The 13702-nt window shown below is 64.3% G+C and carries 10 protein-coding genes; 3 read left to right on the forward strand and 7 right to left on the reverse strand.

The window, feature by feature from the left end; genetic code table 11:
• The first annotated feature begins 41 nt into the window (after nt 1-41).
• From ACYVB7_RS00260 to ACYVB7_RS00270, 3 genes are read left to right on the forward strand one after another with little or no spacing between them, the layout of a single operon-like run.
• A complete protein-coding gene (locus ACYVB7_RS00260; protein ID WP_460504522.1) occupies nt 42-938 on the forward strand; it encodes a hypothetical protein in 897 nt (298 codons plus the stop codon).
• Nucleotides 914-1303 (forward strand): hypothetical protein, encoded by a 390-nt coding sequence (locus ACYVB7_RS00265; RefSeq protein WP_460504523.1) that lies wholly within the window; start codon nt 914-916, stop codon nt 1301-1303. The genes ACYVB7_RS00260 and ACYVB7_RS00265 overlap by 25 nt, the downstream gene beginning before the upstream one ends.
• Before the next feature lie 10 nt (nt 1304-1313).
• A complete protein-coding gene (locus ACYVB7_RS00270; protein ID WP_460504524.1) occupies nt 1314-2246 on the forward strand; it encodes a J domain-containing protein in 933 nt (310 codons plus the stop codon).
• A 7-nt stretch (nt 2247-2253) separates the two neighbouring features.
• On the opposite strand, the gene ACYVB7_RS00275 is transcribed toward ACYVB7_RS00270, so the two are convergent.
• The 7 genes from ACYVB7_RS00275 to mutS form a co-directional block, all read right to left on the reverse strand.
• Nucleotides 2254-3111, reverse strand: a complete 858-nt coding sequence (locus tag ACYVB7_RS00275) for an alpha/beta hydrolase (protein ID WP_460504525.1) — start codon at nt 3109-3111, stop codon at nt 2254-2256.
• 13 nt (nt 3112-3124) lie between these two features.
• On the reverse strand, nt 3125-3952 hold the full coding sequence (locus tag ACYVB7_RS00280) for a peptidase (protein WP_460504526.1): 828 nt from the start codon (nt 3950-3952) through the stop codon (nt 3125-3127).
• 143 nt (nt 3953-4095) lie between these two features.
• The gene (locus ACYVB7_RS00285; RefSeq protein ID WP_460504528.1) at nt 4096-5727 is read right to left on the reverse strand and encodes a hypothetical protein; all 1632 of its coding nucleotides are present in this window, start codon (nt 5725-5727) and stop codon (nt 4096-4098) included.
• Nucleotides 5728-5781: 54 nt separating this feature from the next.
• Nucleotides 5782-6801: a nucleoside hydrolase gene (locus tag ACYVB7_RS00290; RefSeq protein WP_460504529.1), complete on the reverse strand. Its 1020-nt coding sequence runs from the start codon at nt 6799-6801 to the stop codon at nt 5782-5784.
• Nucleotides 6802-6885: 84 nt separating this feature from the next.
• Nucleotides 6886-7485 (reverse strand): hypothetical protein, encoded by a 600-nt coding sequence (locus ACYVB7_RS00295; RefSeq protein WP_460504530.1) that lies wholly within the window; start codon nt 7483-7485, stop codon nt 6886-6888.
• 488 nt (nt 7486-7973) lie between these two features.
• Nucleotides 7974-10679, reverse strand: a complete 2706-nt coding sequence (locus ACYVB7_RS00300; protein ID WP_460504531.1) for a chemotaxis protein CheW — start codon at nt 10677-10679, stop codon at nt 7974-7976.
• Between the two features lie 55 nt (nt 10680-10734).
• Complete coding sequence (mutS, locus tag ACYVB7_RS00305; RefSeq protein WP_460505100.1) at nt 10735-13380, reverse strand: DNA mismatch repair protein MutS; 2646 nt, start codon at nt 13378-13380, stop codon at nt 10735-10737.
• Between the last annotated feature and the right edge of the window lie 322 nt (nt 13381-13702).

A 13702-nucleotide genomic window follows, 5' to 3' on the forward strand; every position in this document is an offset into this window, starting at 1 on the left:
CGTGACAGGCGCCACGGTGAAACGCAGAAGGGAGTGAGACCATGGCCACCAAACGGTCGCTGTATGACATTCTGGGCATCGCGCAAGATGCCCCCGTCGAAGACATCCAGAACGCCTACCAGGACCGGCTGACCCAGCTGGAGCAGGCCCGGGAACGGCTGGGGGGCGATCAGTTCAACGACCGTCTGCAGGTGCTGCGCCTGGCGCTCAGCACCCTGACGGATGCGGCGGCCCGGCTGAGCTACGACGCCAAGCTGGCCGCGTCCCGTCCTGCCAGCACACCATCGTCATCGCCTCCGTCCGCGCAAGCGCTGTCGCTGGCGCCGTTGCCCGCCGATGCGGCCAGCGTCCAGGCCGAGGCCTTGTCGCTGCGGGCGGATGCCCTGGCCTTGCGGGCCGACGCCATGCTGCTGCGGGCGGGGTTGGAGTCGCAGTTGGCGCGGCCGGCGGAACCTGCTGCCATGCAGTACGCCAAGCTGTTCACGCGGGCGGTGGGTTTGCTGGTGATTGTGGGCGTCAGTGCCTTTGCGCTGACGCGGTGCATGACCTCGCGCACCCAGGTGGACCGGCTGCAGATGGAGTCCCAGGCCAGCGAAAAGGCCGCGTTGCAGGACTACCAGAACACCCACGGCGTGCGCCCCGCCAACGTGGCCGAGATGGAATTGCTGGAGGCCGAACGGCGCAAGGCCGAGAACCAGCAGCGCACCACCCAATGGGAAAAGGAAAAGGCGGAAGAAGCACAACGCCGCTTCCTGGAGGAATCGCGGCGGCGTGGTGAGCAGGTGGCCGAGGACCTGCGGCGCGCCGAAGAACAGGCCCGCCTGCGCGCCGAACGCGAAGACGAGCGCCTCAGGGCCATCGAACGGGCCAAAGAAGAGGCCGAGCAACGGCGTTTGGAGAAGGAGAGGGAGCATTGGCAGTCCATCCTGAGGCGATGAGGGGCCGCCGCCTGTGGGGCCTGGTCGGGGCCGCGCTGGTCTTGGTGCTGGCCCTGGGGCAGGTGGGTTGTTCCCGCCAACCGGCTTGGACGGCGGATCAGTTCGTCGGGCGCTGGAAATCCACCCGGCTGGCCACGCGCCCCATCGAGCTGCTGGCCAATGGTGAGTGGGAGATCCGCTCCGAGTCGGGGGCCGAGGCCCTCCAGTACGGCGTCTGGCACCTGCAGGACCGCACGCTGGTGTGGACGTTCCGGACCGACTCCGGGGTGATGCACGACACCAACCCCATCCTGAGCGTGTCGCCAGCCCGTTTTGAGCTGCGTGAGCGCGATGGCTCGGTGACCCGTTTTGAACGCGTGAACTGAAGGCCGCGTCGTGAACCACTACGAGACATTGGAAGTCAGCCCCAAGGCCAGTCCGGAGGTGATTCGCGCCGCGTTCAAGAGCCTGATGCAGCGCCACCACCCGGATCGCCACCCGGGCGACGAGGCCGCCGCCCTCAAGGCGGCTCAGGTGGCCAGTGCTTACGAGGTGCTGTCCGACCCGGCCAAACGGGCCGATTACGACGCCAAGCTGAGGCGGCAGCAAGCCCCCGCAGCCGCATCGTCACCCGCAGCCCGGCGTGCACCGGTGCGAACAACCCGTTCCCCCCGGGCCGCGTCGCGTTTGCCTTCGGTGTCCAAGGCCTTTCCCTGGGGGGCGGTCGGTCTGGCGGTGGCGGCCATTGCCGTGGGGGTGGCGGTGGCCATGGCCTTCAAACCGGCGCCGTCATCACAGGCCGAGCTGGCGTCCATCCGCTCGGAGATGTCGGCCCCCGGCACCGCCGAGGCCACCCGCCAGCGTCTGCACGCGCGCAAGGTGGCGCTGCTGGCGGCCAACCCCGAGCTGGACGCGGTGGTGGCCCGGGAGTTGGCGAACGACCGGCTCAACCGGACCTGGAACCTGACCACCCACCCCACCGCCTTCAAGGTGCGTGTGGACGGTGAGTTGGGCGAGGAAACCGTCACGGTCACCGTGCCCCTGATCCGGGTGGTGGCGGGCAGTTTCGACACCGCCGCCGTGCTGGCGCATTGGGCCTCACACCGCGAGACCTTTCTGGCCCAGCTGCCCGAGGCCCTGCTTCAGGAGCGCCTGCCTCGAGGGGATGCCCAGGCCCTGGCCCAGCATGTTCGGCAGGTCGTGGCGCGTGTGCTGTCCGACGGCATGGGGGACGCCCCCCTGCGGGACTACCCGTCCACCTACCACGAGTCGCCCGGGCGTTACGGGGTGGTGGATGTGTTGCTGACCGACCCGACCGCGCTGCGCTGACGCGGTTTTACCGCTCCATCAACCCCCGCAGCACGTCGGCCACCACGTCGGCGGTTTCCACCGGCTTTTCCATGGGGAACAGGTGGGTGCCCTCGATCATCCGCAGCCGCTCGGGGTGCTGTTCCGGGTTGACCAGCTGGCGCGTCAAGGCCATGCCCACTTGGCGCATTTCCACCGACTGCGTGCCGCCCACAAACGCCACCGGGCAGGTCAGCGGGTGCTCTCGCAGCAGCCGGTCCAGGTGGTGGGGCAGGCCGTTGTAGATGGCGGTTTCCACGTCGCGGTCGAAACGCAGCACGCGGTGGGTGCTGCCGTCGGGCAGGGCCGCGTCTTCCGTGCCGTGGGTGATGTAGTCGGCCAGCACCTGGGGGTGCCAGGCCGCAAACACCTTTTTGTGCTGGAAGTGGGCCAGGGCCTCGGCGGCGCTGGGCCATTGGTGGCGGCGCTTCTTGCTGACCGCCCCGGGGGACAGGGCACCCACCACCTGGGTGTGCTTGGCCATGGCCAGCGCTTGCGCCTTCCAGCCGCCCAGCACGGGGGAGTCGAGCATGACCACGCCCTGGACCCCCCGGCCACCCAGTTGGGGGAAGCGGGCCGCACACATCAGGCTGACGATGCCCCCCAGCGAATGCCCCAACAGGAACACCGGGCCGGGGTGGGCGCGGATGGCGCGGTCGGCCAGGTCGGCCAGTTGCTGGATCAGGTTCGGCCAGTTGCTGGTGACCGCATAACGCGGCTCGTGACCGAAGCGGTCCACCGCCACCGTGTCAAAGCCGTGGCCTTGCAGGCCGCGGAGCACCTGGGTGTAGGTGCCCCCGGGAAAGCTGTTGCCGTGGCTGAAGACGACGAGGGGGCGTGGGGTCACGGGGCAGGGCCTTTCAAATCAGTTTTTCGGACTCGTTGCTGATTTTGCGCAGCGGTTGGCTGCGGGCGCTGTCACACAGGAGCGGCACCTCGGTGGGGGCGTTGTCCCAGGTGGGGTCTTCGATGCTGTCGAACACCTCGCGCAGCTTCTGGCCCCAGGTGGTGTGGACCATGCGGAAGTAAGGGTTCTGCTCGTCGATGACGGTGATCTTGTCGCTGCGCAGGGCCCCGGCCTCGTACACCGCCAGGTCCAGCGGCAGGCCCACCGACAGGTTGGACTTGAGCGTGGAGTCCATGCTGACCAGCACACACTTGGCGGCTTCGTCCAGCGGCGTGTGGGGGGTGATGACGCGGTCCAGCACGGGCTTGCCGTATTTGCTTTCGCCAATCTGGAAAAACGGGGTTTCGGGCGTGGCTTCGATGAAGTTGCCCGCCGAGTACACCAGGAACAGCCGCATGCCCTCGTTCCCGATCTGGCCGCCGAAGATCATGGACACGTTGAAATCCACCCCCGCAGCCTTGAGCGCGGCACCATCACGCTGGTACACGTGGCGCACGGCCGAGCCCAGCACGCGCACGGCGTCGAACATGCTTTTGGCGTTCCAGATGGTGATGGGTTCGTCTTCGTCGTTGTCCTTGAGTTTTTCAACCTGGAGGATTTCGCGCACCGACTGCGAAATGCTCAGGTTGCCCGCCGACAGCAGGCACATGAAGCGATCGCCCGGCTTCTCGTAGACGATCATCTTGCGAAAGGTGCTGATCTGGTCCAGCCCGGCGTTGGTGCGGGAGTCGGACAGGAACACCAGTCCGGCGTTGAGTTTGACAGCGACGCAGTAAGTCATGGGGGCGGTGGCTGCCCGTGCCGGGCAGGAAATGGAAAACCGCCGAGTTTAGGGGAGCCCGTCAAACCCCCCCATGCGGGGGCTTGACGGAGCAACACCGGACAGTGGCTGTCCGGTGTTTCAGGTCAGCGCTGGACAGTGAATTATTCGGCGCGGCGCAGGGCTTTCACGAATTTCCGTTTTTCATGCGGTGTTTGAGCGGCTTGATCCGCTTTCCACTGCATCCACTGCTTCAGTGACATGGAGAGTTGGAGGGAATAATCCAATGCAATCCATTGTTTTTGTGCCGGGTTGGGATAGGCTGGTACACCTTCGCCCATGACATTCTTCCCACCTTTGGTGGTCATGTTGAACGATGTGCCAGCCATCACATTGGCGAAATAGATGGCATCCATTTCGCTGAACGTCACCTCATTTTGCACGGTGGCTGCTGCACCGCTGCGATCCTGGCCCACATCAGTCAATCCGTTGACGGGTGCCACGGATTGTTTGGTCATGGCCGAGAACTGAGCCAACAGGGGTGGGGTTGTGTAGGTGGAGTCAGGCACAGAAGCCGTGCCGTGGCAGGACATGCAGGAGCTGTTGGCATTGTCGGCAGGGCCATTCAGGCGTTGGTTGGAGCCCAGATGCCCCATGCGCTGCACGGTGCCAGTACCGCCATGGGAGTTCAGTTCATCAACCACATCCCAGAAAATGACTTCTTGTTTGAAGCCGTTTTTGCGCGGGTTGGGGGGGTAGTTGTATGCCAATTGGCCGTCAGGCGGCGTGTCGTTGCCCCACATCAAGCCCAACAAACTGACACGCTGCCACTCGTCTTTGACCTTGGCTTTGCGCAGGCCGTCGGCCACAAAAGTGCCGTACACCCAGCCCGTGCTTTTTGCGCGGGAATCAGCGACGGAGATGTCGAACTGCATCAGGCGGACATCGTTCCATTTGGCGTAACTGCGCGGGCAGAGGCTGGATTGTTCCGCCATTGTTGCGTTGTCCGGTGTTTGGCAGAACGTCGGGTCAGAAATGTTGGCATTCCAGCGTGGCATGTTGGCCAGCACAGGGAGTTGATCCAGCGTTGCGGTGTTGAACAAAGGTTTGCCAATCACAGCGCCTTCATCGAAGCGGATGTTGGCCGTCGGAATTTTGGCGGTACCGTCTTTTTGCCAGACCGTTCCCAGGGTGTAGGCAGCGGTGGCGTTGTAAATGGCAACCGCCCACATGGTGGTGGCCGCCGTTCCGGTGCCGGATTTGATCGAGAACGTGACAGGGGCTTCGCGTGTCAAACCGTGAATAAACTCGCGTCCGCTGAGCGGATCATAGGTTTGGAAGGCGATGTGGTACCACGGGCGGACAGGATTTTCGCAAACATCAAAGTCTGTTTGTCCGCGGCGGTTGATGTTGCCTGCCAGAATGTAGTTGTAAACCAGCCAACCGTATTCTTTGGCCAGTTTTTCTTTCACTTTGGGGTTGGTGGCGGGGTCGAACAATGGATCGAACTTGGAAGAACGCCAAGGTTGATGGGCTTTGTCGTTGACAGGCTGACGCGGATAATCGTCGGAGAGTTTGAAGATTGGTCCGGAATATGCGCCAGTTGGCGCATTGGTGACCGTTTGGCCTTTCCACATGTCCGCGAATTTTGGCGCAATGTCTTGCCAATAACTTGGATAAGTGCCCGTGCACGTGTTGGCAGGTTTGTGTGCATCGGCCGCAAATGAGCTGGCTGATGCACTCACGAGTGCAATGCAGCCGAACTGCATGCAGGTTTTAATGGAACGTTGGAGCATTTCGCTTTCTCCCTTTCTGGTTGGAAATATATTGGTGCGCCGCCCGCAATTGCGTCAGGTGTTGGGCAGTTGCATGACGCGCAGAAATTCGCTGTAAACAGCGTTCTTGTTGGCTGAAATGGCAACGTCGATGGGTGATCCGTGTTTCGCATCCACCATCAGGCTGGCGCTCTGATCGTCTTCTTCGTTCAGTTCTTGGCAGACCGACAATGGGAACACCTGGGTGCTGACCAGCGATGGAACGCCAATTGCACAGGCCGCCAGCGGGTCCCAAAACGACAGATAGGTGCCAATCCCTGCGGCGTTGTCGGGGTATGCCAGCACGTCGCAGAGGAATTTGGCTGCAGGCGTATCGATGGCTTTGAGCGCATTCACAAAGCCCTGATCCAAGGGCACATCATTGGTGGCATTCAATGGAATCAAGCGCAGTGGAACGCCAAATTCAAACATCAGCTGCGCACCCAATGGATCAATGAAAATATTCCATTCCGCGACCGTGTTGCGGTAAATCACATTGTTGCCCAAGGCTGACTCAATGTTGCCCATTGCGCCTGGGGTGATGTAGCGTGGCAGGATGTTGCCGCCCATCATGACGATTTGCTGTATGCCGCTTTTCAGCTTCGCTTTGAGGGTGGAGTCTTGCTGGGCCGTGCGAAACAATGTGCCGAAATTGGTGCCGCCGCCAATGGACAGGATGGTGATGGGTTCATCGTTGTGGATGAAAAAATCGTGCAACCAGCGTTGTGCGTCGTGAATAACGGCAGAAGAATTCGTCGCAGGGAACGGTGCTGCATAGTGAATGTCTGCGCCGTTGCGCACGTCTGCCGGAAAGACATTGCTATAGCTCAGTGGTGCTGATGCTCCGCGCAGAACGGGCAGATTGAGTGCGCTGTTGCCGAACAATGTCAGCAAGTTGGCGACGTTCTTCACTCCCTTGGATAAATGCACTGCGCCGCAACCCGTGACGGAAATCGCCACCACCTCGATTTGAGGGTTGAGCATCAGATACACAATGGCCATGTAATCGTCAAAATCGACATCCGTGTCGATGATGACTTTTGTGCGTGTGTTCATAAATTGATTTTCGCTGTGATCAAGACAGCAACTGCTGCAGAGCCTCGGCTCTGCAGCAAGATGACGGGATTCAGATGACGCTGCTTATTTGGATGGCCACAAATAGCAGTAGGTTTGACTGTTGGTCAGGTTCACGCCCTGATCGTTATAGATGAACCCGTTCTGAAATGTGCTGGAGTACCCGCTTTGTACGCAGTTGGTATGCACCCAGTCAAACCCCTGACTGGCCATGCCCTCATTTTCTGAGTAGGGGACTTTGCTGGGATTGCCGCTGCACAAATACAGATTGGCTCCGCCTTGGATGCCTTTGACATACGAGCTTGGAACGCTGTATTTTTTGGGGCTGTAGTCGCTTGCAAAAACGTTGTCTATGGCGACGTCGTACACATTGCCATCAAGGGCTGATGTGATTTCAATGTGCGTGTGTGAGAGTGGAATCCCGTTGAGCTTTTTGCCAGATTTGTAGTTGGTGACTTGTGGGTAGTCGCTGTTGGGCGGTGCATTCACGGTGCCAGTCTGAAAGTAGCCGCCGACGTTCTGGCACATCTGCTGGTACTTTTGTGCTTGGGGTGACAGCGATTGCGCACTGGCTTGGGCCTGCAGGCCCAATGCACCCACAACAAAAACAGCGCTGTGTACAGCAAATACAGCATGCGCCAATATGGCGCAAGACATCTTTTTCATGACTTTCTCCCTTTGTGGAAAAATAGAACAAACATCCGCACGTAATAATCTTGCGTTGGATGGACGGGATGTTCATCTGTTTGAAGGCGAGTATGACACACGTTTTGCGCATGACAGTCTCGCGCTTCTTGCCATTCTTGCCTTCAATTGGCGAAATTCATTGTAGCGTAAGTATTGAGTTTTTCCTGTGTGTAAACCCCCTTGACAAATAATTTCTGTTTTTCTGTAAATTTCTTTGAGGTGTTCAAGTGAGATATATGCAGTTGTGCGTTGCTGAATGTTACTTGACATGTAACAGTTACCCAGTGAATAAATCAGGAGCAACCGCATGTCCTCGCTGCCGATCAGTCCTCCGACGACCATGGGCAACACGAATTCCCACCCGGCGGCTTTCCGTGCATCTTGCGAAAGGTGCTGATGTGGTCCGGCCCGGCGTCGGTGCGGTGGTCGGGCAGGAATGAACGATCCACCGGGTTCAGGGGAGCCCGTCAACCCCCGGGGGGCAGACCCCAGTCCACCGGCCGTCCTCGCCAGGCATCCTCCAGCCAGGCGAGGGACAACACCATCAGCAGGCCTTGCGGGGGTGGGGCCTGGGGGGCGTCGGCTGCGGGTTCCAGCGGAATTCCCACCACCTGGTGGACCATGGCGTGCGAGGTGTTGCCCGAATGCAGGTGTTTGATGTCCTGCTCGGGCACGTCCAGGATGGTGTCCAGTGCATCAACGCGCAGCACCAGTTCCATGGGGTCGCCCGATGGGTGGGGCGGGGACGCGGGGGCCAGGGCCAGCACCACCAGCTGTCGGCGGGGGCTGACGGCACGGTCCACCGCAGGGCCGGGGCCCGGGGGCTGCACGGCCAATTGCATGTCGATCACGGGGTACACCTGCCCGGCCAGCTCCACCAGCCCGGACAGCGGGGGGCGCGGCTTCCCGGCGCTGAGCACCGTGGTGTCGGGTGAGGCAAAGCGCACCCAGGTGGCCGGAATGGCCAGCCAATGGTTGCCCACCCAGAAGGTGGCCAACTGGGTCCAGCCCGAGCGTCCGGCAGGCGCGGTGCGCCGGGCCGGACGGTGGCGCAAGCGGGCATCGGGCTCCAGCCCCTGGCGGCTGCACAGGTGGGCCAGCATCAGGGCTTGCACCTGGTGCTGGTAGGCGTGGTCGTGGGCGCGGTATTCGCGGTAGCCGCTGCCGCGGGTCAAGCCCACACCGTGCAGGTGTCCGTCCAGCTCCGTCACCCCCTCGTGTTGGGCGGATGCGGCGGCTTGCACGGCCTGGTGGGCCTGAGCAGGCGTGAGGGGGGCGCCTGCGCAGGCCAATGGCACGCCTTGGGCACTGACAAAGGCCAGGCTGTCCCGGGGGCCGCAGCCGTGGGCGCTGTCGTCGAGCATGGCCTGCATTTGCTGGTCGCCTCTCCACACCAGGCCGATGCCGCCGACCGCGCGCGGTGGGTGCCCGCCTGCGGGGCCCGTCGGGTGCAGGGCCGCGGCATAGGTGAAGGTGGCGGGGTCGGCCTCGGCGTTCAGCAGGCCCGAGGGTCCCCAGGTGCTGACACAGTAGGCGTGAGGCGGCAGTTGCAGGCAACGGCTGACCCACTCGCCGTGCCAGGGTTGGCCCACCCGGTCTTGCAGGTCGGGGCGGGAGGTGGCCACCACGCGGCCTTGGGCATCGAACAGCGCCACCGCGCTGTACACCGTGTAGAGCGCGTTGATGCGCACCAGCGCCTGATGGGCCAGGGCGGCGGTGGCCGGACCGGGTTGCACCAGCGCCCGCACCAGCGAAGGGGTGAGCGCCCACCAGCGGCAGTCGTTGGCGCGTTCGTACAGGTTGCGGTCCAGGATTTGCAGGGCCACGGTGGCGCGGTGCTGCGCGTTGTGGATGCGGGCCTGGATGACGGCGCGGTGCAGGTCTTGCAAGGCGCTGGCAAAGGCGCGGGCGGTCTTTTGCGCGGTGGCCCCGATTTCCGACAACAGGGTCTGGGCAAACAACACGTCGCTGGGGCCGATGCCGGGCTGGCCTTGCAGCCGCATCACGTCGATCAGGCCGTTCCAGACCGAGCGCTCCAGCGCGGTGCGGATGGCGGTGGAGCGCGGGGGAATCTGCCGCAGTTCACCGTGCAGGAACTCGGGGTGGCTGGCCACCTCGTTCATCAGCGGCGAGGCCGCACCGTTGTCCTGCGTGGGGTCAAAGGCCAGCTCCAGCGGGATGAGCGCCAGGCCCTGCCAGCCCGGGCCGCCGTACCCCTCAAACGGCTGGGCGACGCGACAGCTGACCAGGTATTCGCGCCCCATGTGGCGTACCACGCCGCTGCGGGCCTGGGCCATCTTGGGCACGGGCCAGCCGGGGGGCAGTTGCAGGGCGTCGCTGGAGCCCACCACACGGTGCTGGCTGTCCAACAGGGCCAGAACGGTGCAGGACTGTTCCACGTCGCCCAGCAGCATCTGGAAGATGGCGGGCAGTTCGTCGTCGAGCTTGAACTCCAGGCACAGCAGCCCCACGGTCTGGCCGTGCTGGGTCAATGCCTTGGCATACACCAGGCTGGGGCGTTCGGGGTGAACGCTGGGCAAGCGCCCGTATCGCTCGGTGTAGGGGGCGCTGCTGTGCAGCGCCTCGCGCAGCCAGGCGTGGTCGTCCTCATGGGCGGCGGCCTGCGGCGGGAGGGCGTGCGGGTCGGTGCTGTGGCGGGCAATGAGGTTCAAGTCTGCATCGAACAGCAGGGCGCTGCGGTAGACCGAGTAGAACGACACATAGCTGCCCAGGCGCTGCTCCACCGCCTCCCGTGGGGGGGCGTGGTCACGGGTGGGGTCGTCTGTGGCGGGGGTGGCAAACCGGGCGGCAAAAGCGGTCAGCACCTCGTCGCTGGCCAGGAAGCCGATGTCGGCGGTGCGTTCGAACAGGTTGCGCACCAGGATGTCGATGGCCACCTGGGCCTTGTTGTCCAGTTCGGTCTGGGCATTGCCCAGGGCTTGTTGCGACAGGCCCCGCACCATGTCGGCCGACAGGGCCGAAAAGTCGCGTCGGGCGCGGCTGAGGTCGGCCCCGGACGAGGCCTGTGAGGTCAGGCGCGACAGCGCCGACAGCAGCGAGAGGTTGTCCCACGCGGCCTCCACCAACTGGAGTTCCTGGTGCTGTTGCACCACGGTGGGCATGTAGCGCAGCAGGCGCTGCGCTGAGGGCACCGTTTGGGTGCTTGCGTTCAAGGTGGTGTCTCCTTTGTGAGGAATTCATCCAACCTTCACGCAACAACCATGCCCCCTATGAGGATTTAGAGAGCTTTTTCAAACGGTACAGCGCTTCCAGGGCGTCGCGCGGGGTCAGGGTGTCGGGGTCGATGGTGGCCAGGGCCTGGTCCACGGCGCTGGGTTCGGGGGTGGCGCTGGGCGGGGGCGGGGCGAACAGGTCCACCTGGGTCTGGGCGGCGGCGCTGTGGTCTTCCAGCGCGGCCAGGGCGTGTTTGGCGTGGTTGACCACGGTGCCCGGCACCCCGGCCAGGCGGGCCACCTGCAAGCCGTAGCTGCGGCTGGCGGGGCCGGGCTCGATGTGGTGCAGAAACACGATGTCGCTGCCGCTTTCGGCGGCGCTCACGTGCACGTTCTGCGCCGCGTGGTGCTGGGCCGGGAACTCGGTCAGCTCGAAGTAGTGGGTGGCGAACAGCGTGAGGGCCTGCACCTTGTCGTGCAGGTGCTTGGCGATGGCGCTGGCCAGGGCCAGGCCGTCGAAGGTGCTGGTGCCGCGGCCGATTTCGTCCATCAGCACCAGGCTTTCGCGGGTGGCGCTGTGCAAAATTTGCGCGGCCTCGGTCATCTCCAGCATGAAGGTGGACTGGGCGTTGGCCAGGTCGTCCGCCGCGCCAATGCGGGTGTGGATGGCGTCCAGCGGCCCCAGGCGGCAGCTTTGCGCGGGCACGAAGCTGCCCATGCTGGCCAGCAGCGCAATCACGGCCACCTGCCGCATGTAGGTGCTTTTACCGCCCATGTTGGGGCCGGTGATGATTTGCATGCGGGCCTTGCCGTGCAGCACCGTGTCGTTGGGGATGAAGCTGCCGCGGCTGGCCTCGGCCAGGCGGGCTTCCACCACCGGGTGACGCCCGCCACGGATTTCGATGCCGGGCTGCTGGGTGAACTCGGGCGCACACCAGTTCAGTGCCAGCGCCCGTTCGGCCAGGGCACCCAGGGCGTCCAGCGCGGCCAGGCTCTGCGCCAGTTCGGTGAGGGCGGGGACATGCTGTTGAAGGGCCTGCAGCAATTCGTCGTACAGCCATTTTTCGCGGGCCAGGGCGCGTTCCTGGGCGCTCAGAGCCTTGTCCTCAAAGGCTTTCAGCTCGGGGGTGATGAAGCGTTCGGCGTTCTTCAGGGTCTGGCGGCGGCGGTAGTCGTCGGGCACCTTGTCCACCTGGCCTTGGGTCACCTCGATGTAAAAACCGTGCACCTTGTTGTACTGCACCCGCAGGTTGGTTATGCCGGTGCGGGCGCGTTCGCGGGTTTCCAGGTCCAGCAGGAAGCCGTCGCAGTTGGTCTGGATGGCGCGCAGCTCGTCCAGCTCGGCGTCAAAACCGTGGTTGATGACGCCGCCGTCGCGCACCAGCGCCGCGGGTTCGGGCAGCAGCGCGGCGTGCAGCAGCGCGGCGCAGTCGGCCAGCGAGGTTTGCCACAGGGCCGTGCCCAGGCGCTGGAGCAGCGGTGGGGCGTCATGGATTGAAGAAAAATCGGCCTCTATCGCTTTATTTGTAAGCGCAAGCAGCTCTGAAATGTGTAGCGACCGTTGCAACGTCTGCCCCAGGGCCACCAGTTCCCGCGGGCGCACCTGGCGCAGGGCGGTGCGGGCGGCAATGCGTTCGGCGTCGGCGCAGTGGCGCAGGCCCTGGCGCAAGGCGGCCAAGCCCTGTCCCGTGCCAAAACCTTGCAACCAGCCGATGGCGGCCAGCCGCTCCAGTGCGGTGCGGCGGTCGCGCTCGGGGTTGAGCAGCCAGTGTTTGAGGGCGCGGCTGCCCATGCCGGTCTGGGCGGTGTCCAGCAGGCTGAACAGGGTGGGGGCGGTGTCGCCACGCAGGGTGTGGGTCAGCTCCAGGTTGCGCCGGGTGGTGGCGGGCAGGTGCACCAGCGCTTGCGGGCGGGCCACGCTCAGCCGGGTGGCGTGGGCCAGGGTGCGGCCTTGGGTGTGCTCGGCAAAGTCCAGCAGGGCGCTGGCGGCGGCGTGGGCCAGGTTCAGGCCCTCGGCGTCCCAGGCGGCCAGGCTGGCGGCCTGCAACTGGGCCAGTAGCTTCTGGCGGCCCAGGCCGGGGTCGAACTGCCAGGCCGGGCGGGGCGTGAGCGACAGCCGCGCCCCCGGGCCGGTGCTGGCGGCCAGCAGCGCGGGCAGGGCCTGCAGGCGTTGCTCAAAGGCGGGGGTGACGTCGGCCCCGTACAGCAGCTCGGTGGGGGCGAGGCGGGCCACCCAGGCGGCCAGCTCGTCGGTGGGGCATTCGGCCAGCTGGATCAGGCCTTGGGTGAGGCTCATCCAGGCCAGACCCAGGGTGGCGCGGGGGCCGACGTGGATGGACAGCAGCAGGTTTTCGGTCTTGTCGCCCAGCAGCTCGGCGTCGGTCACGGTGCCGGGGGTGACCACGCGCACCACCTTGCGTTCCACCGGGCCCTTGCCGGTGACTTCGCCCACCTGTTCGCAGATGGCGACGGATTCGCCCATTTTCAGCAGTCGACCCAGGTAGGTTTCCACCGAGTGGAAGGGCACACCCGCCATCACCACGGGCTGGCCTGCCGACTGGCCGCGGGTGGTGAGGGTGATGTCCAGCAGCCGGGCGGCCTTTTCGGCGTCGGCCCAGAACATCTCGTAGAAGTCACCCATCCGGTAGAACAGCAGCGTGTTCGGGTGCTGGGCCTTGGCGGCCAGGTACTGGCCCATCATGGGCGTGTGGCCCTGGGCCAGGAAGTCGGCGGCGGTGGGGGCGGGGGAGGGAACGGTGCCGGAAGCGGGGACGGAGGCGTGTTGGGGCGCGCGGTTCATGTCGGGAGCGGGGTAGGGAGTCCTGGGCGGGCGGACAGTGTAGGCAATCCGGGCCGGTGGGGGTTGCCCACCGGCCTTCGTGCCCATGTCTGCATGGCTTGACGCGCTCAATCCCAACGTCGTCCCCGGTTGGCGAGCCGCTTGAGGGCGCTCGCAACGGTGCTTCCAAGCTTCGGGACTTGCGCAACAGCTGGGTATCGGGGGATGATGATTCTGTTGTCAG

The sequence above is a fragment of the Hydrogenophaga soli genome (assembly GCF_054777695.1).

Bases quoted from the DNA above. Each gene is read 5' to 3' on its own strand.
- ACYVB7_RS00285 (WP_460504528.1), bottom strand. From the start codon at position 5,727: ATGCTCCAACGTTCCATTAAAACCTGCATGCAGTTCGGCTGCATTGCA.
- ACYVB7_RS00290 (WP_460504529.1), bottom strand. From the start codon at position 6,801: ATGAACACACGCACAAAAGTCATCATCGACACGGATGTCGATTTTGAC.
- ACYVB7_RS00295 (WP_460504530.1), bottom strand. From the start codon at position 7,485: ATGAAAAAGATGTCTTGCGCCATATTGGCGCATGCTGTATTTGCTGTA.
- mutS (WP_460505100.1), bottom strand. From the start codon at position 13,380: ATGATGGGCCAGTACCTGGCCGCCAAGGCCCAGCACCCGAACACGCTG.
- ACYVB7_RS00280 (WP_460504526.1), bottom strand. From the start codon at position 3,952: ATGACTTACTGCGTCGCTGTCAAACTCAACGCCGGACTGGTGTTCCTG.
- ACYVB7_RS00260 (WP_460504522.1), top strand. From the start codon at position 42: ATGGCCACCAAACGGTCGCTGTATGACATTCTGGGCATCGCGCAAGAT.